Origin of the sequence: Rhodococcus sp. Z13 (assembly GCF_025837095.1) — a bacterium.
GTDB lineage: Bacteria > Actinomycetota > Actinomycetes > Mycobacteriales > Mycobacteriaceae > Rhodococcus > Rhodococcus sacchari.
On the sequence record NZ_CP107551.1, the window covers coordinates 2,387,096 to 2,410,678 of the forward strand.

The window sequence follows — 23,583 nt, forward strand, 5'->3', positions numbered from 1 at the left end:
GGCTCTCCCCGGCGCGGGGCGCCGGGACGTCACCGTCGACGCGGGGCGGTCCCCCTCGGGGCGGGCGGCGATTACAGTGTCTGCTCGTGACCGGACGACGAGCCCGACACCGGACGTGCCTGTGGTGCGGCCGCCCCGTGCCGGAGGTCGGGACCGGTCGGCGGCGCCGCTACTGCCGGCAGTCGTGCCGGCAGCGGGCCTACGAACAGCGCAACAGCACCCGCCGGGCGGGTCTGCCCGAGGACGCGGTGGTGCTCACCGCCGCGGAGGTCGAGGCCCTCGCCGAGCGGGCGTTCCGGTTGCGGTGCGCCGCCGAGGACGTGGCCACGGCGGTCGCCGAGGACGCCGACCGGACCGAGCTGGAGCGGTTGTGCGCCGACCTGCTCGAGCTGGCCCGCGACGCCGAACGGCTGCGCTGACCGCAGGCCGCTCGCAGCGCGGGTCAGGCGAAGAATCCGCCCATGGTGTAGACGACCTGACAGAACGTGCCGTTGCCGTAGTCGATCGAACCGAACAGCGCGCCCATGATGGCGCCCGGCCCGGAATCGACCACCGCGGACTGCAGCCAGCCGTGGTTCTCCAGGTTGGCGACGCCCGCCCGGAAGTTCTCCACGTTGATCCACACGAAGGTCAGATCGGAGCCGACCACCGGGGCACCGACGGTGGGTTCGACGAACACCTCGATCTGCCCGAACGGCACGTCCCCGTGCGGGCCGGGATGCACCCACGCGGTGGTCATGGCGAACGGCACGAATCCGCCGCCGCAGCCGGGACCGAAGGTGGGTGCCTTCTCGGTGAACGGCTGCGGGATGTTCTTCGGGGGTGGCGCGAACGGGTTGGCGGAGCCGGTGTCGGCGTCGGCGGCGAGCCGTTCGAGCGCGGCGAGGATCTCGGGGGAGTCGGCGACCCGGGTGCGCAGCTCGTCGAGCGGCACCCCCGGGGCGGCGGGCTGGGCGGCGGCCTGGGCGGGCAGCACGGCGGTGAGGGCGGCCGCGCACAGGGCGGTGACGAGGCGGGCGGTCCGGCGAGGCGACATCGCGAAGGCTCCTTCGGGTCGGACGTTCGGGCCGGCGGGCCGGTCACGGCGGTGTGACGCGGGGCACGCGGGCGTGATCGCTTCGAAGGATAGGGAGACCGCGCGCTGTGCGGGGCGTTTCGGGCATCCCGCCCGGCGGGTCTACGACACATCACGAGCCACACCCGTCACGAACTGGACAATGCCCACAGCCGGTGCCGAAATGTTATGGAACCGCGACGAAATCGGACCGCGCGGAAGGATTTCCGAGGTCGTCCCGTCGCGCCGCGGTACCGGACGGGGGTATCGCGCCGCCCCCGCGTCCTGCGATCGGACGATCCCGGCGAATTCCGCCTGCCCCCCGCCGGGAGAAGGACTAGCTTGTTGTGTGTTCCCCATCACAAGGGGATGCACGATCGAACGGGAGTCCGGTCGCGGCGCCGCGCACTCTCCGGCACCGGGCCCGGATCCTCGTACGCGATGTCGGGGGGCACGCCGAAAACGGCCAAACATCGCTATCGGAGGGGATATGTCGTTGCGTCACCGTCGTTCGCAGCCGCCCGCCGGGGCTTTTCCGCTCTCGTCCGCTCAGCGCGCCATCTGGTTCGCCCAGCAGCTCGCACCGGAGGTGCCGGTGTGCATCGCGCAGTACGTGGACCTGCGCGGCACCCCGGATCTGGATCTGCTGCGTCGCTGCGGGTACCGCGCCGGCGCCGAATTCCAGTCCGCCTACCTGCGGGTCGTGGAGGTCGACGGCGATCCCTACCAGTACGTCGACCCGAGTGTCGCCGACAGCAACAAGATCCCGTTGCTCGACTTCCGCGACGAACCCGACCCGATGGCCGCGGCGCACGCGTGGATGACCGCCGACTACGCCACCCCGGTGGATCTGGCCACCGATCCGCTGGTGAACATGACGCTGCTGCAGGTCGCCGACGACCGGTTCCTGTGGTACGCCCGCATCCACCACGTCGCCCTCGACGGGTTCGCGGCGATGACGATGGTCAACCGCATCGCCGCGCTGTACACCGCGGAGGTCGAGGGCCGCGAACCCGAACCGTCCCGCGCCGCGGACCTGCGTGAACTCTACGAATGGGACCGTCAGTACCGCGAATCGGACCGGTTCCGCGCCGACCGCGAGTACTGGACCGGCCGGCTCACCGGCCTCGAGGAGGGCTCCACCCTCGCCGAACGCGACGCCCCCACCGCCGCGGTGTCGCGGCTGTCGAGCCGGATCCTGCCCGACGACCTCGTCTCCACCCTGCACGCCGCCGACGACGAGGCCGGTGCCTCCTCGACCGCCGCGGTGATCGCCGCCGTGGCGGTCTATCTGGGCCGCATGACCGGCCGCGGCGACGTGGTGATCAACCTGCCGGTCTTCGCCCGCACCACCGCCAAGGCCCGCCATTCCGGCGGCATGCTCGTCAACACCGCGCCGCTGGCGATCCACCTCGAGCCCGGTGACAGCCGCGCCGACCTGATCCGCCGGGTGCAGCTCGAGCTCACCGGGGCGCTGCGGCACCAGCGGTGCAGCCTCGAGGACATCCGCCGCGAGTCCGGCGCCGCGGGCGATCCGCGCCGCTACGCCGGCCCGATGGTCAACGTGATGCTGTTCCGGCAGGAGATCGTCCTCGGCGACATCCGCGGCGAGTTCCACATCATGACCTCCGGTCCCGTCGAGGACCTGCTGGTCAACATCTATCAGAGCGGCGCCCCGGCCCGGACCTATCTCGACTTCCGCGGCAACCCCAACCGCTACACCGACGACGAGCTGCACACCCACCACGACCGGTTCCTCGAACTGCTCGCCGAGTTCCTGCACGCCGACGCCGACCGGCCGGTGGCCGAGATCCACCCGGCCACCGTCGCGCTGGCCGCCGCGCGCCGCCGCGCCGCCGCGGCCGCCGCGCACTGGCGCACCGTCCTCGCCGCCGCCCCCGACCGGTTGGACCTGCCGCGCCCGGTCACCACCGTGCGCACCGACACCGCCACCACCGTCGAGCACCGCCTGCCGGTCAGCGGCACCGCCCTCGCCGACCGCTTCGGCCCGCGCCTCGCCGACGGCACGGCCCCGGCGGAGTCGACCGCGGCGGTGCTGCACGCGAGCCTGGCGGTGCTCACCGCCCGCCTCACCGGGCACGGCGACGTGCTCGTCGGGCTCACCCACGGCGAGCGGGTGCTGCCGCTGCGCGTCGACGTCGAACCCGCCGAACCGTTCGCGGCGCTGGTGCGGCGCGTGCACGCCCTCACCGCCGACGCCCGCACCCACGCCGAGGTCGATCCGGCGCTGCTCGCGGAGCTGACCCCGGACCTGCCGGTGGTGGTCGCACTCGACACCGACGTCACCCCGCCCGCCCCGGCGGGGGCGCTGGCGGTGGCGATCACCCCCACCGGGACGGGACTGCGGATCCGCACCACCTTCCGGCCCGACCGGGTCGACGAGCACACCGCCGCCGCCACCGGAGCACGGCTGGGCCGGGCCCTGACCGCCGCCCTGACCGAACCGGACCTACCGGCGGGGGATCTGCCCTTCGCCGGCGGTGACGAACTCGCCGGGCTGGTACCGGCCCACGGTGAACCGGCCCGCTCCGCGCAGACCCTGCCGGAGATCCTGTGCGCGGTCGCGGCGATCGTGCCGGACACCGACGCGCTGGTCTGCGAGGACCGGCGCATGACCTACGGCGAACTCGACGCCTGGTCCAGCCGGCTCGCCCGGGTGCTCATCGACGCCGGCGCCGGCCCCGAGACGTTCGTCGCCGTCGGCATCGCCCGCTCCCTCGAATCGGTCGCGACGATCTGGGCGATCGCCAAGTCGGGGGCGGCGTTCGTGCCGGTCGACCCGACCTATCCGGCCGAGCGCATCGAGTACATGCTGGCCGACTCCGGCACCCTGCTGGGCCTGACCACCGCCGCGCACCGCGACCGGCTGCCCGACACGGTGCCGTGGCTGGTCCTCGACGATCCGGAACTGCAGGCGCGGATCGCCGCCGCCGACGACGGACCGGTCACCGACGACGACCGGGCGATCACCCTGCTGTTCGACCACCCGGCCTATCTGATCTACACCTCCGGCTCCACCGGCCGCCCCAAGGGGGTGGTGGTGCCGCACCGTGGCCTGGCGAACCTGTCGGAGAGCCTGCACACCCGGCTCTCACCGCCACCCTCGGCGCGGGTGTCGCACTTCTCGTCGCCGAGCTTCGACGCGTCGATCTTCGAGTACATGACCGCCTTCGGCATCGGCGCGACGCTGGTGATCGTGCCCGCCCACATCTACGGCGGCGACGAACTCGCCGACCTGCTGCGCCGCGAACGCATCACCCACCTGTTCTCCACTCCCGCCGCGCTGGCCTCGGTGGATCCGGCGAAGGTCCCCGCCCACACCGTGACGGTGGCGGGGGAGGCGTGCCCACCGGAGCTGGTGACCCGCTGGGCGCCGGGCCGGCGCATGTTCAACGCCTACGGACCCACCGAGACCACCATCGTCTGCAACATCACCGACGCGATGGTGCCCGGCGAGACCATCACCGTGGGCCGCCCGGTGTGCGGGATCGCCGAGCTGATTCTCGACGAACGGCTGCACCCGGTGCCCACCGGCGTCGCCGGTGAGCTGTACATCGCGGGCCCGGGCGTGACCCGCGGCTACTTCGACCGGCCGGGCCTGACCGCGACCCGTTTCGTCGCCGACCCCTACGGCCCGCCCGGGTCGCGCATGTACCGCACCGGTGACGTCACCCGCTGGCGCAGCCCCGACCCGCGGCATCCGGCCGCCGGGGTGACCGTCGAGTATCTGGGCCGCTCCGACTTCCAGGTCAAGATCCGCGGGTTCCGCATCGAACTCGGGGAGATCGACGCCGCCCTGTCCGACCAGCCGGGCGTGGCGTTCGCGATCACCCTCGGCCGGCCCGCCCCCTCGGGGGAGACGGTGCTGGTGTCCTACGTGCTGCCCGACACCGGCCACGACCTGGACCCGGCGACGCTCACCGCCGCGCTGGCCGCGCGGCTGCCGAGCCACATGGTGCCCGCCGCGATCGTGGTGCTCGACGAGATCCCGCTGACCGCCGTCGGCAAGCTCGACCGCAAGGCCCTGCCCGAACCGGTCTTCGCCGCCGGCACCACCGCGTCCGGTCCGATGACCGCGCAGCAGAGCGCCGTCGCCCGCGTGTTCGCCGACCAGCTCGGGGTCGGGATCGTCGGTCTCGACGACAGCTTCTTCGATCTCGGCGGCAACTCGCTGGTCGCCACCCGGGTGATCTCCCGGCTCAACGACACCTTCGGCAGCGATCTGGGGGTGCGGGCGCTGTTCGAGGCCCCCACGGTGCGGGAGCTGGCGACGCTGCTGCCCGCCGACCCGGCCGCCGGACCCGACCCGGACCGGCCCGCCCCCACCGCGGTGGTGCCGCGCCCGGCCCACATCCCGGTGTCGGCGGCGCAGCAGCGGCTGTGGTTCGTCAACCAGCTCGACCCGTCCTCGGCGGCCTACAACATCCCGATGGTGGTGCGGATGCGCGGCCGGCTCGACCCGCGGGCCCTGGCCGCCGCGGTGGCCGACGTGCTCGACCGGCACGAGAGCCTGCGCACCGTCTACCCGGCCACCGAGGCCGGACCCGCCCAGCAGGTGCTGCCCGTCACCGCCCTGCACCTCGACCTCGACGCCACCGACACCGCCGACCTCGATGCGGACATCGACGCGGTGGTCACCGCCGGTTTCGACGTCACCGTCGACCCGCCGGTGCGGATGCGGCTGCTGCGCACCGGCACCGACGAACACGTGCTCGCGGTGGTGGTGCACCACATCGCCGCCGACGGCTCGTCGCTGACACCGCTGGCGCGGGATCTGGTCCTCGCCTACGCCGCCCGCGCCGGCGGGGAGGCCCCCGCCTGGGAGCCGCTGCCGCTGCAGTACGCCGACTACACGCTGTGGTTCGACACCGTCCTCGGGGATCCGGACGATCCGGAGTCCCGCGCCGGCCGGCAGCTCGACTTCTGGCGCCGCACCCTCGCCGGCGCCCCCGAACTGCTCGCCCTGCCCACCGACCGGCCCCGCCCGGCGCAGCAGTCCTTCCGCGGCGACACCGTGGAACTGCGGGTCGACCCGGAGCTGTACCGGCGGATCACCGAGCTCGCGCACGCGCACGGCGCCACCGAGTTCATGGTGGTGCACGCCGCCCTGGCAGTGCTGCTGGCGCGGCTGTCCGGCGGCGACGACATCGTCGTCGGCACCCCCGTCGCCGGGCGCAGCCACCGCGCCCTCGACGACCTGGTGGGCATGTTCGTCAACACCGTCGCGCTGCGCACCCCGATCCTGCCGGAGACGAGCTTCGCGGAGTTCCTGCTCGAGGTCCGCGAGAGCGACCTGGCGGCGTTCGCGCACACCGACCTGCCCTTCGACCGGCTCGTCGACACCGTCGTGCACACCCGCTCGGCGGCCTACTCGCCGCTGTTCCAGGTGATGCTCGCCTTCGCCGACACCACCGGCGCGCAGCTGACCCTGCCCGAACTCGACGTGGAGATCCGCGAGATCGACACGCACACCACCAAATTCGATCTGCACCTGCAGATGGTCGAGGAACCCGACGAGACCGGCCGCACCGGTTCGCTGCGCGGGCTGCTGTCCTACGCCACCGACCTGTTCGACCCGGCCACCATGCGGGCGTTCGCGGACCGCTTCGTGCGGCTGCTCGACAGCCTCACCGCCGCCCCGGCCACCGCCGTCGGCGACGTCGACCTGCTCACCGCCACCGAACGCGCCGACATCCTGCGCACATGGAACGCCACCACCGCCGAGGTCGGCCCCGGCGAGACCCTCGCCGCGCGGTTCGCCGCGCAGGTCGCCGCGACCCCGCACGCCCCGGCGCTCACGGTCGACGACCGCACCCTCAGCTACGCCGAGTTCGACGCCGTCACCAACCGGCTCGCCCGGCGGCTGCTGCGCGCCGGCGCCGGCCCGGAGACGGTGATCGCGCTGGCCGCCCCGCGGTCGCTGGAACTGCTGGTGGGCATGTACGCGATCGTCAAGACCGGCGCCGCCTATCTGCCGCTCGACCCCGAACATCCCACCGAACGCCTGCGCTACGTGCTCGACAGCGCCGCCCCGCGCGCGATCCTGGCGACCTCCGCGACCGCCGCGGCACTGCCCGACACCGGCCCCGAGGTGCTGCTGGTGGACCGCCTCGACCTCGACGCCGAGTCCGCGACCGCGCTCACCGCGGACGAACGCCCGGACCCGGCGGGGGCGCATCCGGCCTACGTCATCTACACCTCCGGCTCCACCGGCCGCCCCAAGGGGGTGGTGGTCCCGCACGCGGCGATCGTCAACCGGCTCGCGTGGATGCAGGAGACCTATCCGCTGACCGCCGCGGACACCGTGGTGCAGAAGACCCCCGCCACCTTCGACGTGTCGGTGTGGGAGTTCTTCTGGCCGCTGCAGGTGGGGGCGCGGCTGGTGCTCGCCGCGCCCGGCGGGCACCGCGACCCGGCCTATCTGCTGCGCCTGTTCGCCCGGCAGCAGGTCACCGTCGCGCACTTCGTGCCGTCGATGCTCGCGGTGTTCGTCGACGCGCTGCGCACCGACCCGCAGGCCGGCCGCACACTGCGGTACGTCTTCGCCTCCGGGGAGGCGCTGCCCGCCGAGACCGCCGCGGCGCTGCGCGAGACCCTGCCGACCGCGCAGCTGCACAACCTCTACGGCCCCACCGAGGCCGCCGTCGACGTCACCGCCTGGGCCACCTCCGACGCCGATCTCGGCGCCACCCCGATCGGCCGGCCGGTGTGGAACACCCGCACCTACGTGCTCGACGCGCGCATGCACCCGGTGCCCGCCGGTGCCGCCGGCGAACTGTATCTGGCCGGGGTCCAGCTGGCCCGCGGCTATCTCGGCCGCCCCGCCCTGACCGCCGAACGATTCGTCGCCGATCCCTTCGGGGCACCCGGGGCCCGCATGTACCGCACCGGTGATCTGGCCACCTGGCGCGCCGACGGCACCCTGATGTACCTGGGGCGCACCGACTTCCAGGTCAAGATCCGCGGCCTGCGCATCGAGCTCGGCGAGATCGAGACGTTGCTGCGCGCCCACCCGGACGTCGCGCAGGCGGTGGTGCTGGTCCACCACGGAGTCGACGCCCGGCTCACCGGCTATCTCGTGCCCGAGACCGGCCGCAGCATCGACACCGCCGCGGTCACCGCGCACCTCGCCGCGACGCTGCCGGACTACATGGTGCCCGCCGCGCTGGTGGTGCTCGACGCGCTGCCGGTCGGCCCCAACGGCAAACTCGACCGGCAGGCGCTGCCCGCGCCGCCCGCACCCACCCGTGAGGACGGGGAGTTCGTGCCGCCGCGCACCGCCTGCGAAGAACTCGTCGCCGCGGTGTTCGCCGACCTGCTCGGCCTCGACCGGGTCGGCGCGAACGACCACTTCCTCGACCTCGGCGGCACCTCACTGCTGGCGATGCGGGTCGCGGCGCGACTGTCCACCGCGACCGGCAGCGAGGTCGGCATCCGGGACCTGTTCGACCATCCGGTCGTCGCCGATCTCGCCGCGCACCTCGACGACCCGGCCCGCGCCGAACACGACCGCGGTGCCCCCACCCCGGGGCAACGCCCGGATCCGATCCCGCTGTCGCCGGCGCAGCAGCGCATGTGGTTCATCAACCAGTTCGACACCGGCTCCCCGGCCTACAACATCGCCGTGGCGCTGCGCCTGACCGGCCGCCTCGACCTGACGGCGCTGCAGCACGCCGTCGCCGACGTCGTCACCCGGCACGAGAGCCTGCGCACCCGCTATCCGCTCACCGACGACGGCCCGGTCCAAGTGATCGTCCCCGCCACCGCCGCGGTCCCGGACCTGACGGTACTGCCGGCGAGCGAACCGCTCGACGAGCACCTCGCCCCGATCCTCGGCACCGGCTTCGACGTCGCCACCGAGATCCCGGTGCGGGTGCGGGTGCTGGCACTGGCCGAGAACGAACACGTGCTGGTGCTGGTCGTGCACCACATCGCCGCGGACGGCTTCTCCATGGGGCCGCTGGCCCGCGACGTCATCGCCGCCTACAACGCCCGCCACGCCGGGCACGCCCCCGACTGGGAGCCGCTGCCGGTGCAGTACGCCGACTACACCGTCTGGCAGCACCGGGTTCTCGGCGACGACAACGACCCCGACTCGCTGGCCGCCGCGCAGCTGCGGTTCTGGCGCGAGAACCTCGACGGCGCCCCCGAACTGCTCGAGCTGCCGCTGGACCGGCCGCGTCCGGTGCAGCCGTCGCGGCGCGGCGCCCGCATCCCGTTCACCCTCGACGCCGACGCGCACCGCCGGCTGCTCGAGATCGCCCGCGCCCACGACGCGTCGCTGTTCATGGTGATCCACGCGGCGCTGACGGTGCTGCTCGCCCGGCTGGCCACCGCCACCGACATCGTCGTCGGCACCCCCGTCGCCGGCCGCGGTCACCACAGCCTCGACGATCTGGTGGGCATGTTCGTCAACACCGTGGTGCTGCGCGCCGAAGTCGACGACACCGAACCGTTCGCGGCACTGCTCGACCGCATCCGCACCGACGACCTGGCCGCGCTCGGGCACACCGACGTGCCGTTCGAGCGGCTCGTCGAGGTCCTCGACCCGCCCCGCTCGACCGCCTACACCCCGCTGTTCCAGGTGCTGCTCGAATTCCAGGACACCGAACGCCCCAGGGTGGACCTGCCGGACCTGACCGTGTCGATGCTCGACCTCGACCCGGAGCTGGCACTGTTCGACCTGCAGCTGTCGATCGCCGAGAACACCGACAGCGACGGGCCCGCCGGGATCCGCGCGTCGTTCACCTACGCCACCGACCTGTTCGACCCGGCCACGGTGCGCTCGTTCGCCGACCGGTTCGTGCGCATCGTCGAGTCGGTCACCGCCGACCCGCAGCTGCCGGTCGGGGACATCGACATCGTCACCGAACGCGAACTCGCCGCCCTCGCCCCGGCCCGCGGGATGCCACCGGTGTCCCCGCAGCTGTGGCCCGAACTGCTGTCGTTGATCGCCGCGATCGTGCCCGACCAGATCGCGCTGCGCTTCCAGGACCGGCAGTGGACCTACGCCGAACTCGACGCCTGGTCCACCCGCCTGGCGTGGCTGCTGCTCGACGCCGGCCTCGGCCCCGAACAGGTCGTCGCGCTCGCCGTCACCCGCTCCATCGAATCCGTGGCGGTGGTGTGGGCGGTGACCAAGACCGGCGCGGCCTTCGTGCCCGTCGACCCGACTTACCCGCCGGACCGGGTGGCGTACATGCTCACCGACAGCGCCGCCGCCCTCGGCATCACCACCGGCACCCACCGCGACGGGCTGCCGGACACCGTCGACTGGCTCGTCCTCGACGACCCCGAGGTCACCGCGCGCATCGACGCCGCCTCCGACCGGCCGATCACCGACGCCGACCGGCCGGTGCCGCTGCGCTTCGACCACCCCGCCTACCTGATCTACACCTCCGGTTCGACCGGCAAGCCGAAGGGCGTGGTGGTCACCCACCGGGGTCTGACCAACCTCAACGCCGAGGTGCGCAGCCACTTCACGATCACCCACACCGCGCGGGTGTCGCATCTGGCGTCGCCGAGCTTCGACGCCTCGCTCTTCGAGCTGACCAAGGCGTTCTCCGCCGGCGCCACCCTGGTGATCGTGCCGCCGGACATCTACGGCGGCGACGAACTCGCCCGGCTGTTGCGCGCCGAGAAGGTCACCCACGCGTTCATCACCCCGACCGCGCTGGCCTCCCTGGACCCGGCGGGCCTCGACGACCTCGAGGTGCTGGTCGTCGCCGGGGAGGCCTGCCCACCGGAGCTGGTGGCGCGCTGGGCGCCCGGCCGGCGCATGTTCGACGGCTACGGCCCGTCCGAGGCCACCATCGAGACCAGCGTCAGCCCGCCCCTGCAGCCCGGGCACACCGTCACCATCGGCGGGCCCGCGATCGGCTTCCACCAGGTGGTGCTCGACGACCGGCTGCGGCCGGTGCCCGTCGGGGTCGCCGGGGAACTGTACGTCGCCGGGCCGGGTGTGGCCCGCGGCTACCACCGGCGCCCGGACCTGACCGCCGCCCGATTCGTCGCCGATCCCTACGGCACACCGGGGGAGCGGATGTACCGCACCGGAGACGTGGTGCGGTGGCGGCACGACGGCACCGTCGAATATCTCGGCCGCACCGACTTCCAGGTCAAGGTGCGCGGCTTCCGCATCGAGCTCGGGGAGATCGACGCCGCGCTCACCGCACATCCGAGCATCGCGTTCGCGCACACCATCGGGCACACCGCCCCGTCCGGGGAGACGGTGCTCGTGTCCTACGTGCTGCCCGATCCCGGCGCCGACGTCGATCCGCGGGCCCTGCGGGCCTTCGCCGCGGCACGGCTGCCCGGGCACATGGTGCCGGCGCGGGTGGTGGTGCTCGACACGCTGCCGCTCACCCCGGTCGGCAAACTCGACCGCCGTGCCCTGCCGGTGCCCGACCTGACCGCCCTCGGCGGCGAGTACCACGCGCCGACCACCGACCTCGAGGCGACCATCGCGGAGATCGTCGCCGACGTGCTCGGCCTGCCCGCCGTGTCCGTCGACGACAACTTCTTCGAACTCGGCGGCAACTCGCTCATCGCCACCCGCGTCGTCGCCCGCCTGAACACCGCCCTCGGCACGGACGCCGGGGTGCGGGCACTGTTCGAGGCCCCGACGGTGCGGGCACTGGCCGACCGCATCCTCGACGATCACGGTGGCCACGGCCAGGTGCCGCTGGTCGCCGGGGAGCGCCCCGACCGGTTGCCGTTGTCGGCGGCGCAGCAGCGCATGTGGTTCATCAACCAGTTCGACACCGACTCGGCGGCCTACAACATCCCGCTCGCGCTGCGCCTGACCGGCCGGCTCGACACCGCGGCGCTGACCGCCGCGGTGCGCGACGTGCTCGACCGGCACGAGAGCCTGCGCACCTGGTATCCCGGCGACGAGCACGGCCCGCGCCAGGAGATCGTCGACACCGACCGGGTGCTGCCGCAGCTGACCGTCACCGACCTGCCCGCCACCGAGCTCGAACCGACGGTCACCGAGTTCGTCACCGCCGGCTTCGACGTCGCCGCGGCGGTGCCGGTGCGCGCGGCGCTGTGGCGTCTCGACACCGACACCCACGTGCTGACGGTGGTGGTGCACCACATCGCCGCGGACGGCGCGTCGATGGCGCCGCTCGCCCGGGACCTGGTGGCCGCCTACACCGCTCGCACCGGCGGGCAGCTCCCCGGCTGGGAACCGCTGGCGGTGCAGTACGCCGACTACGCGCTGTGGCAGCAGCAGCTGCTCGGCGACCCCGACGACCCCGACTCGCTCGCGGCGACGCAGCTGCGGTTCTGGCGCGAGACCCTCGCGGACGTGCCGGAGCTGCTGCCGCTGCCGACGGATCGGCCGCGCCCGCCGCAGCAGTCCTTCCGCGGGGATCTGGTGCGGTTCACCGTGCCCGCCGACCTCCACGCCCGCCTCGCGGCGCTGGCCGCCGAGCACGACGCCACCGAGTTCATGGCGATGCACGCCGCGTTCGCGGTGCTGCTGGCCCGCCTGTCGGGCACCGGCGACATCACCGTCGGCTCCCCGGTCGCCGGTCGCGGGCACCGCGCCCTCGACGACCTGGTGGGCATGTTCGTCAACACCGTGGTGCTGCGCACCCCCGTCGACGGTGCCCTGTCGTTCAGCGATCACCTGCACCGCACCCGCGAAACCGACCTGGCGGCGTTCGGGCACACCGATCTGCCGTTCGAGGTCCTCGTCGACCGGCTCGCCCCGACCCGCGCCGTCGACCACACCCCGCTGTTCCAGGTGGTCATCGAGTACGGCAACACCGAACGCGCCCACCTGCAGCTGCCCGACCTCGAGGTCACCGCGCTCGGCACCGACCTGCCGGTCGCGAAGTTCGATCTGCAGCTGACCCTGCAGGAGAACGACGAAGGTGAGCTGCAGGCGGCGTTCACCTACGCCACCGACCTGTTCGACGCCGCCACCGTCGCGGACTTCGCGGACCGCTTCGTGCGGCTGCTCGAGCAGATCACCACCGACCCGCACCGCCCGGTCGGCGACCTCGATCTGCTCACCGCCGACGAACACCCGTCACCGGCGGTGCCGGTCGTGCCCGCGCGGGAGACCCTGCTGGAGGTGTTCGCCCGCGGTGCCGCGCTCGACCCCGACGCGGTCGCGGTCACCGCCGGCGACGAGCAGCTCACCTACCGGGAACTGTCCGCGCGGGTGCACCGGCTGGCGCGGCTGCTCGTCGACCGCGGCGCCGGCCCGGACCGGCTCGTCGCGGTGGCGTTGCCCCGCGAGGCCGATCTGGTGGTCGCGCTGCTCGCGGTGCTGCACAGCGGCGCCGCCTACCTGCCGATCGACGTGACCTTCCCACCGGACCGGCTGGCGTACATGTTCGACGACGCCGCCCCGGTGTGCCTGCTCACCACCGCCGAGCACGCCACCGCGCTGCCGCCGCACACCCCACCGGTGGTGGACCTGCACGACCCGCAGGTCCGCGCCGACCTCGACGCCCGCCCGGCGGCGCCGCTGAGCGACACCGACCGCGGTGGCCGGGTGCATCCGGACAGCACCGCCTACGTCATCTACACCTCCGGCTCGACCGGCCGCCCGAAGGGCGTGGTGGTGCCGCACCGCACCGTGGTCACGTTGCTCACCGACACCCGCGAGCTGTTCGGCTTCGACAGCTCGGACGTGTGGACGCTGTTCCACTCCTACGCCTTCGACTTCTCGGTGTGGGAGCTGTGGGGGGCGCTCGCGCACGGCGGCCGGGTCGTGGTGGTCGACTACCACACCGCCCGCAACCCGCAGGAGTTCCTCGAGCTGCTGCGCCGCGAACGGGTCACCGTGCTCAACCAGACCCCGACGGCGTTCTACCAGCTCATCGACGCCGACCGGGCCGCCGGCAGTCCCGCCACGGCGCTGCGCTGGATCGTCTTCGGTGGGGAGGCCCTCGACTTCGCGCAGCTCGACCGCTGGTACCGGCGCCACGACGACACCGCCCCGACGCTGGTGAACATGTACGGCATCACCGAGACGACCGTGCACGTGACGATCCGGCCGATCACCCGGGAGCTCGCCGCGGGCACCGCCGCGAGCCTGATCGGTGAGCCGCTGCCCTCGCTGCGGCTGCACATCCTGGACCGGCGGCTGCATCCGGTGCCGACCGGGGTGGTGGGCGAACTGTACGTCGCCGGCGCGCAGCTCTCGCGCGGCTATCTGCACCGCCCGGAGCTGACCGCGACCCGCTTCGTCGCCGACCCGCACGGCGCCCCCGGCGACCGGCTCTACCGCACCGGCGACCTCGCCCGCCGCACCCGCGACGGGGAGATCGAGTACCTCGGCCGCGCCGACTTCCAGGTGCAGCTGCGCGGTTTCCGCATCGAACTCGGCGAGATCGAGGCGGCGCTGCTGCGCGCCCCGCACGTCGCCCGGGCGGTGGTGCTCGTGCACACCGACGACACCTCCGGCACCGAGCGGCTCGTCGGCTACGTGGTGCCCGAGAGCGGGCACCGCATCGACGTCGACGCGGTGCTCGAGTACGCCGCGAGCGAACTGGCGGCGTACATGCTGCCGGCGACGCTGATGGTGCTCGATGCGCTGCCGGTCACCGCCACCGGCAAACTCGACCGCCGCGCCCTGCCGGAACCGGACTTCGCGGCGCGTGCCACCGTCTCCCGCGCCCCGGCCCACGGCCACGAGGCCACCCTGGTGGAGCTGTTCGCGCAGGTACTGGGCCTGCCGACGGTGGGGGTCGACGATTCGTTCTTCGCGCTCGGCGGCGACTCGATCATGTCCATCCAGCTGGTCTCCCGCGCCAAAGCCCTCGGCCTGGACCTGACCCCGCGGGACGTCTTCGAGCACAAGACCCCCGCGGCGCTGGCCGCGGTGGTCGGCACCAGCACCGGGCAGGTGCTCGAGGAACTGCCCGGCGGCGGGGTCGGCGACATGCCGCTGCCCCCGATCGTGCACTGGATGCTCGGCCGCGGCGGCAGCATCGACCGCTACTCGCAGGCGGTGCTGCTGCGCCTGCCCACCGGCCTCGACGCCGCGACCCTGCACGCGGTGGTCGGCGCCGTAATCGACCGCCACGACATGCTGCGCGTGCAGCTCGTCGACGACCCGGACGCCGCCGGCGGGCACCGGCTGCACGTGCCCGCCCCCGGTGCGGTGCCGGTCGCGGAGCTGATCCACCGGGTGCCGGTGACCAGCGCCGCCGACAGCGACGACTTCTTCGCCCTGGCCGCCACCGAACTCGACGCCGCCGCCGACCGCCTCGACCCGCGGCGCGGGCGGGTGGTGCAGCTGGTGTGGTTCGACGCCACCAGCGGCGCCGGGCGACTGCTGATCGTCATCCACCATCTCGCCGTGGACGGGGTGTCCTGGCGGATCCTGGTGCCGGACCTCGCGACCGCGTGGTCGGCGGCGCTGGCCGGCGCCGACCGGCTGCTGCCCCCGCCCACCGGCACCAGCGTGCGCCGCTGGGCGCACGCCCTCGTCGACGCCGCGCACGAGCCCGACCGTCACCGCGAACTCGACTTCTGGCGGCACATCGTCGACCACGACGACCCGGACCTCGGCCGACGGGCCTTCGATCCGGCCCGCGACACCAACGCCACCGTCGCCACGGTGGTCTCCGAGCTGCCCACCGCCGTCACCGAGGCGCTGCTCACCGCGGTTCCCACGGCCTTCCACGGCGCCGTCGACCACGGTCTGCTCACCGCCCTCGCGCTGGCGGTGACGGCCTGGCGCCGCGACCGCGGCCGGGACCACCGCAGCGTGCTGCTCACCCTCGAGGGGCACGGCCGCGACGGCCTCGCCGAGGCCGGGGCGGACCTGTCGAACACCGTCGGCTGGTTCACCACCCTGCATCCGCTGCTGCTGGACATGACCGGCCTCGACCTCGACGACGCGCTGGCGGCGGGGCCGTCGGCGGGCCGGGCGATCAAGACGGTCAAGGAACACCTCGCGGCGGTGCCGGACCACGGCCTCGGCTACGGGCTGCTGCGCTATCTCGAGCCGGAGACCGCCGCGGCGCTGGCCGGGCACCCGGCCCCGCAGATCAGCTTCAACTATCTGGGCCGGCCCACCGCCGGCACCGCCGGCGCCGGTCCGGACACCCCCTGGCTGCCCATCGACGGGTTCCCGCACGGCGGCGCCCACGACCCGGACATGCCCGCCGCAGCGGTGCTCGACATCAACGCCGTCACCGCCGACACCCCGGACGGGCCGGTGCTGCGGCTGCACTGGTCGTATCCGGCCGGGCTGCTCGACGACAGCGACGTCACCGCCCTGGCGGAGCGGTTCGCCACCGCCGCCACCTCCCTGACCCGGCACACCCGCAGCCCGCACGCCGGGGGCCTGACCCCCTCGGATCTGCCGCTGGTGCGCCTGGACCAGGACAGCATCGAGCAGCTCGAGCACCGCTACGGCCGGCTCGACACCGTCTGGCCCACCGCGCCGCTGCAGACCGGGCTGCTGTTCCACGCGCTGCTCGCCGGCGATCAGCCCGACGCGTACATCGTGCAGCTGGTGCTGGATCTGCGCGGCGAGGTCGACACCACCCGCATGCGCCGCGCGCTGCAACTGCTGCTCGATCGGCATCCGGCGCTGCGGGCCGCCTTCCCGGCGGTCGGGGACGGGCACGTGCAGGTGGTACCCACCCATGTGGAGGTGCCGTTCACCCTCGCCGACACCAGTGACGATCCGGATCCGGACGACGCGGCCGCGCAGCTGCTGGATCTGGACCGGCGCACCCGCTTCGACACCGCGATCCCGCCGCTGCTGCGGGCGACGCTGGTGCACACCGGCAGCGACCGGCACCTGCTCGCCCTGACGAACCACCATCTGCTGCTGGACGGCTGGTCCACCCCGGTGCTGGTGCGTGAGCTGCTGGTGCTCTACGCCACCGACGGGGATCCGCGGGCGCTGCCCCCGGCCCCGGACTACGGCCACTACCTGAGCTGGCTCGCCGACCGCGACCAGCAGGCCTCCCTCGACGCCTACCGTCACGCGCTGGCGGGGGTGGAGGAACCGACCCTGCTGGCACCGCAGCACCGGCCCGGCACCACCCCGGCGGTGTCGGAGGACCTCGACGTCGACCTCGACACCGACCTGTCGGTGCGGCTGCACACCACCGCCTCGACCCGCGGTGTCACCGTCAACACCCTGGTGCAGACCGCCTGGGGTCTGGTGCTCGGCGCGCTGACCGGCCGCACCGATGTGGTGTTCGGGGCCACCGTGTCCGGCCGGCCCCCGCAGATCCCCGGCATCGAGGCGATGATCGGGTTGTTCATCAACACCGTCCCGGTGCGCATCACCGTGCACCCGGACGACACCCTCGGCGCGCTGGTGGACCGGGTGCAGGCCGAACAGGTCGCCCTGCTCGACCACCACCACCTGGATCTGGGCACCCTCGAACAGCAGCTCGGCGCGGCGGTGCGATTCGACACCCTCACGGTGTTCGAGTCCTATCCGGTCGAACGCGCCGGGCTGTCCCGCGAGACCGATCTCGGGGGTATGCGGGTGGCGGACATCGTCGGCCGCGACGCCGCGCACTACCCCCTGTCGGTGGTGGTGCACACCGACGACGCGGTGCACCTGCGGATGAAGTACCTGCCGGAGGTGTTCGACCGGGCCGAGGTCGCCGGCATCGCCGGCCGCATCAGCGCCGTCCTCGACGCCCTCACCGGCGATCCGGGGACCGCGGTGACCGACCTGCCGCTGCTCACCGCCGCCGAACGCGCCGCGCTGCTGCCGGTGCACGGACCGGCCGGGGACAGCGAACGGACCCTGCCGGAGCTGTTCGCGGCCACCGCCGCGGCGCATCCGGAGGCGATCGCGGTGACCGACGGGCCCCGCAGCCTCACCTACCGGCAGCTCGACGAGTACTCGACCCGCCTGGCGCGGCTGCTGCGCGAGCGGGGCGCCGGCCCCGAGACCTTCGTCGCCCTCGGCATCGCCCGCTCGCTCGAATCGATCGCCGCGATGTGGGCGATCACCAAGACCGGCGCGGCGTTCGTGCCCGTCGACCCCGGCTATCCCGCCGAGCGGGTGGCGTTCATGCTCGACGACTGCGGTGCCGCCCTCGGTCTGACCACCGCCGCGCACCGGCCCGGGCTGCCGGACACCGCGCAGTGGCTGATGCTCGACGAACTCGCGCTGCCGGACGACACCACCGCGCTGACCGACGCGGACCGCACCACCCCGCTGCGGATGGCGCACCCGGCCTACCTGATCTACACCTCCGGGTCGACGGGCCGCCCGAAGGGTGTGATCACCACCCACCGCAGCCTCGACAATTTCGCCCGCGACCAGCTCGGCCGCTTCCACGCCACGGTCGGCTCCCGGGTGATGCACGTGTCGTCGCCGAGCTTCGACGCGTCGATCTTCGAGTACCTGCTGGCCTTCGGCTCCGGGGCGACGCTGGTGATCGTGCCGCCGCAGGTCGTCGGCGGCCGCGAACTCGGGGCGCTGCTGCGCGCGCAGCAGGTCACCCACGGGTTCATCACCCCCGCCGCGCTGGCCTCCCTCGACCCGGCGGACCTGACCGCCCTCGTCGACCTGGCGGTCGGTGGGGAGGCGTGGCCGGCGGACCTGCAGGCCGTGTGGGCGCCCGGGCGGCGGCTCGTCAACGCCTACGGACCCACCGAGACCACCATCATGGCGGCGATCAGCGACCCGCTCGACGTCGACAGCCCGCTCACCCTCGGCGGCCCGCTGCGCGGCGTGCACGCCGTGGTGCTCGACGCGGCGCTGCGCCCCGTGCCGCTCGGCGTCACCGGCGAGCTGTATCTCGCCGGGGTCGGGCTGGCCCGCGGCTACCACGCCCGCCCGGCGCTGACCGCCGCGCGGTTCGTCGCCGACCCCTACGGCATCCCCGGCGAACGGATGTACCGCACCGGCGATCTGGTGCGCTGGGTCGGCAGCGTCGAGGACGCAGACCTGCGCATCGAGTACGTGGGCCGCTCCGACTTCCAGATCAAGATCCGCGGCTTCCGGGTCGAACTCGGGGAGATCGACGCGGTGCTCGCCGCCCACCCGGCGGTGTCCTTCGCCGCGACCCTCGCGCACCGCGCCCCCAGCGGGGAACTGGTGCTCGTCGCCTACCTGCATCCGGCGGCCCAGGCCCGGATCGACGCCGCCGAGATCAAGACGCACGCGGCGCAGCACCTGCCGGCGCACATGGTGCCGACGGTGATCACCGTGCTCGACGAGATCCCGCTGACCCCGGTCGGCAAGCTCGACCGCGCCGCGCTGCCGGTGCCCGAGCTGACCGGCAGCGGCGGCGACTACCGCGCCCCCGGTGACGCCCTCGAAACCCTCGTCGCCGAGGAACTCGCCGACCTGCTCGGCCTCGACCGGATCGGGGTGGACGACAGCTTCTTCGATCTCGGCGGCAACTCGCTGCTCGCCACCCGCGCCGTCGCCCGCCTCGGCGAACGCCTCGGCCGGTCGGTGCCGGTACGCACCCTCTTCGAGGCCCCCACCGTGCGGGCGCTGGCCGCGGCACTGGGACCGACCCCGGAGCCGGCCGAGCAGCCGGACACCGTCAGCGGACCGGTCGCCGGGCCGCGCCCGGACCGGATCCCGCTGTCCCCGGCGCAGCAGCGGCTGTGGTTCCTCAACCAGTTCGACACGAGCTCGGCCGCCTACAACATCCCGCTCGCCATCCGGTTGTCCGGGCATCTGTCCGCGGCGGCACTGTCGGCGGCGCTGCACGACGTGCTGGCCCGGCACGAGAGCCTGCGCACCGTCTACCCGGCCTCCCCGGCGGGACCGTACCAGCGGATCATCGATCCCGCCGACGCCCCGCTGCCGCTGGACGTGGTGCCGGTCGACGAGCACGACGTGCTCACCGCGGTCGGCGACTTCATCGGCGCCGGTTTCGACGTCACCGTCGACATCCCGGTGCGGGCGCGGGTGTTCGCCTTCGGCCGCGACGACCATCTCGCGGTGCTGGTGGTGCACCACATCGCCGCCGACGGTGCCTCCACCGGGCCGCTGGCGCGGGATCTGATGGCCGCCTACGCCGCCCGCACCCGCGGCGAGACCCCGGCCTGGGAGCCGCTGCCGGTGCAGTACGCCGACTACACCCTCTGGCAGCTCGACCGGCTCGGTGACCCGCAGCAGCCGGGCAGCCTCGCCGCCGAGCAGACCGAGTACTGGCGGCGCCGCCTCGCCGGGCTGCCGGACGTGCTGACCCTGCCGACGGACCGGCCCCGCCCGGCGCAGCAGTCCTTCCGCGGCGACATCGTCCGCTTCGGGGTCGACGCGGACCTGCACGCCCGGCTGCAGCGCCTCGCCGCCGAACACGGCAGCACCGTGTTCATGACCGTGCACGCCGCCCTGGCGGTGCTGCTGGCGCGGCTGTCCGGCAGCGACGACATCGCCGTCGGCTCCCCGGTCGCCGGTCGCGGCCACCGCGCCCTCGACGACCTGATCGGCATGTTCGTCAACACCGTGGTGCTGCGCACCCGGGTCCCCGGCGACGTGTCGTTCGCGGCGCTGCTCGCCGACGTCACCGACGGTGACCTCGACGCCTTCGCGCACACCGACCTGCCGTTCGACCGGATCGTCGACACCCTCGCCCCGACCCGCTCGACCGCGCACTCGCCGCTGTTCCAGGTCTCCCTCGAATTCCACACCGCGGCCCTGCCCGCCGTGGAACTGCCGCACCTGAGCATCCAAGGTGTCTCCCTCGATCCGACGGTGTGCAACTTCGACCTGGAACTGCTCGTCGGCGAGAACACCGAGGGCGGACTCGACGCGGCGTTCGTGTACGCCACGGACCTGTTCGACGCCGGCACCGTCGCCGGCTTCGCCGAACGGTTCGTGCGGCTGCTCGAACAGATCACCATCGACCCGCACCGCCCGGTCGGGGACGTCGAGCTGCTCACCGCCACCGAACGGGCCGCGCTCGTCCCGGCACGCGGCCCGGAACCGGAGCCGGTGCGGCTGTGGCCGGAGCTGCTCGACGCCGCCGTGGCCGCGGCCCCCGACACGATCGCGGTGATCGACGGGGATCGGGCGCTGACCTACCGGGAGCTCGACGTCCGCGCCACCGCCCTGGCGCGGCGCCTGCTCGCCCGCGGCGCCGGACCGGAGAAGGTGGTGGCGCTGGCGTTGCCGCGGTCGCTCGAGTCCGTCACCGCGGTGTGGGCGACGGTGCGCACCGGCGCGGCGTTCGTGCCGGTGGACCCGACCTATCCGGCCGAGCGCATCGCCTACATGCTCGACGACTCGGCCGCGGTGCTCGGCCTGACCGACGCCGCGCACCGGGCGGTGCTGCCGGCGCGGGTGGACTGGCTCGTCCTCGACGAGCTCGACCTGCCGCTCGACGGACACGGCGCGCCGCTCACCGACGCGGAACGGCCCACCGCGCTGCGCCCGGACCATCCGGCCTATCTGATCTACACCTCCGGGTCGACCGGCCGGCCCAAGGGCGTGGCGGTCACCCACCGGGGGCTGGCGGCCCTGGCCCGGGAGGAACGCGAGCACCTGCAGGTCACCGGCCACAGCCGCGTCTCGCATCTGGCGTCGCCGAGCTTCGACGCGTCGGTCTTCGAACAGATGATGGCGCTGTCCGCCGCCGCGACCCTGGTGATCGTGCCGCCGACCGTCTACGGCGGCGACGAACTCGCCGCGGTGCTGGCCACCCACCGGGTCACGCACAGCTTCATCACCCCGACGGCGCTGGCCTCGCTGGATCCGGGCACCGTACCGGACCTGCAGGTGCTGCTCGTCGCGGGGGAGGCGCTGCCGCCGGAGCTGGTGGCCCGCTGGGCGCCGGGCCGGCGCATGATCGACGCCTACGGCCCCACCGAGGCGACCATCATGACCTCGCTGAGCGCACCGCTGCAGCCCGGGGACCGGGTCACCATCGGCCGCCCGAGCCGCGGCTTCCGGGCGCTGGTGCTCGACGCGCGGCTGCGGCCGGTGCCGGTCGGGGTGGCCGGGGAACTGTACGTCGCCGGGCCCGGTCTGGCCCGCGGCTACCACGACCGGCCCGGCCTGACCGCCGCCCGGTTCGTGCCCGACCCGTTCGGGGCGCCGGGGGAACGGATGTACCGCACCGGTGATCTGGTGCGGTGGACCGACGATCACCGCCTCGACTACGTCGGCCGCACCGACTTCCAGGTCAAGATCCGCGGTTTCCGCATCGAGCTCGGCGAGATCGACGCCGCGCTCACCGCGCACCCGGAGGTGGTGTTCGCCCACACCCTCGGGCACACCACCCCCTCCGGGCAGGCGGTGCCGGTGTCCTATCTGCGGCTCGCGCCCGGCGCCACCAGCGGCGTCGACGAGATCAAGGCGTTCGTCGCGCAGCAGCTGCCGGCGCACATGGTGCCCGCGGTGCTGACGGCGCTCGACGAGATCCCGCTGACACCGGCGGGCAAACTCGACCGCACGGCGCTGCCGGCGCCGGACTTCGGCACCGACACCGGCCGCTACCGGGCGCCGCGCACCGACCTCGAACGGCTCGCCTGCGAGGTGTTCGCCGAGCACCTCGGGGTCGAGCGGGTCGGGATCGACGACAATTTCTTCGATCTCGGGGGCACCTCGCTGCTGGCGACCCGGCTGCTGCCGGCCCTCGGCGAACGGATCGGGCGGCGCATCCCGATCCAGACGATCTTCACCCACCCGTCCCCGGCGGAGCTGGCCGAGCACCTGACCGAACCGCGCGAGGAGGGCGGCATCGACGACGCCTTCCGGCCCCTGGTGCCGCTGCGCACCGGCACCGGACCGGCACTGTTCTGCATCCATCCCGCCGCCGGGCTGGCCTGGGTGTATGCGGGGCTGGCGCAGCGGCTCGGCGACGGCCGGCCCGTCTACGGCCTGCAACTGCCGGTGCTGTCCGGCGGTCCGCGCCACGACAGCGTGCGCGAGCTGGCACGCCACTACGTGCAGGAGATCCGTCGGGTGCAGCCGCACGGCCCGTACCACCTGCTCGGCTGGTCGCTCGGCGGAGTGCTCGCCCACGCCGTCGCCGTCGAACTGCGCCACGCCGGGGAGGTCGTCGACACCCTCGCCCTGCTCGACAGTCATCTGGTCACCGGCACCGTCGCCCCGGCCGTGGGCACCCGCGAGATGCTGCGCGATCTGGGCATCCCGCTCGACGGGGGACCGGAGCCGAGCTTCGAACACGCCGCGGCGCTGCTCGACGAGGCGTTCGGCGGCGCCACCGGGCTCACCGCCGGGCATCTCGAACGGATCCACTCCGGGTCCACCGACGCGGCGCGCGCCGCGCGGCGGCACGAGCCGGACAGCTTCGACGGGGACGCGTTGTTCTTCACTGCGGCCCGCTCGGAGACGTCGGTGCCGGCGGTGGCGGCCTGGCACAACGTGATCGCGGGGGAGATCCACCAGTACCGGATCGACTGCGAGCACCACGAGATCGTCACGCCGGGCGCGGTGGAGACGATCGTGGCGGTGCTCGAGGCGCGACTGGCCGAGAGCGACGAGGCGGTGCGCCGCTGGGGTCTCGGCCGGGTCGCGTCCGCGCCCAACGGGCAGCGGCGTCGCTGAGCCGCCCGCCGCCTCCGCATCCCCG

The 23,583-nt window shown here is 73.6% G+C and carries 3 protein-coding genes; 2 read left to right on the forward strand and 1 reads right to left on the reverse strand.

All coding sequences use genetic code 11. The features are described 5' to 3' along the window. Positions 1-86 precede the first annotated feature (86 nt). Entirely contained in the window at positions 87-419 is a 333-nt protein-coding gene (locus tag OED52_RS10960; RefSeq protein WP_264150940.1) for a hypothetical protein, read from the forward strand. Positions 420-442: 23 nt separating this feature from the next. Here OED52_RS10960 and OED52_RS10965 read toward each other — a convergent pair whose 3' ends face one another. Further along, entirely contained in the window at positions 443-1,036 is a 594-nt protein-coding gene (locus OED52_RS10965) for a hypothetical protein (RefSeq protein WP_264150941.1), read from the reverse strand. Between the two features lie 508 nt (positions 1,037-1,544). Here OED52_RS10965 and OED52_RS10970 point away from each other — a divergent pair. Continuing rightward, the gene (locus OED52_RS10970) at positions 1,545-23,558 is read left to right on the forward strand and encodes a non-ribosomal peptide synthase/polyketide synthase (RefSeq protein ID WP_264150942.1); all 22,014 of its coding nucleotides are present in this window, start codon (positions 1,545-1,547) and stop codon (positions 23,556-23,558) included. The last annotated feature ends 25 nt before the right edge of the window (positions 23,559-23,583 follow it).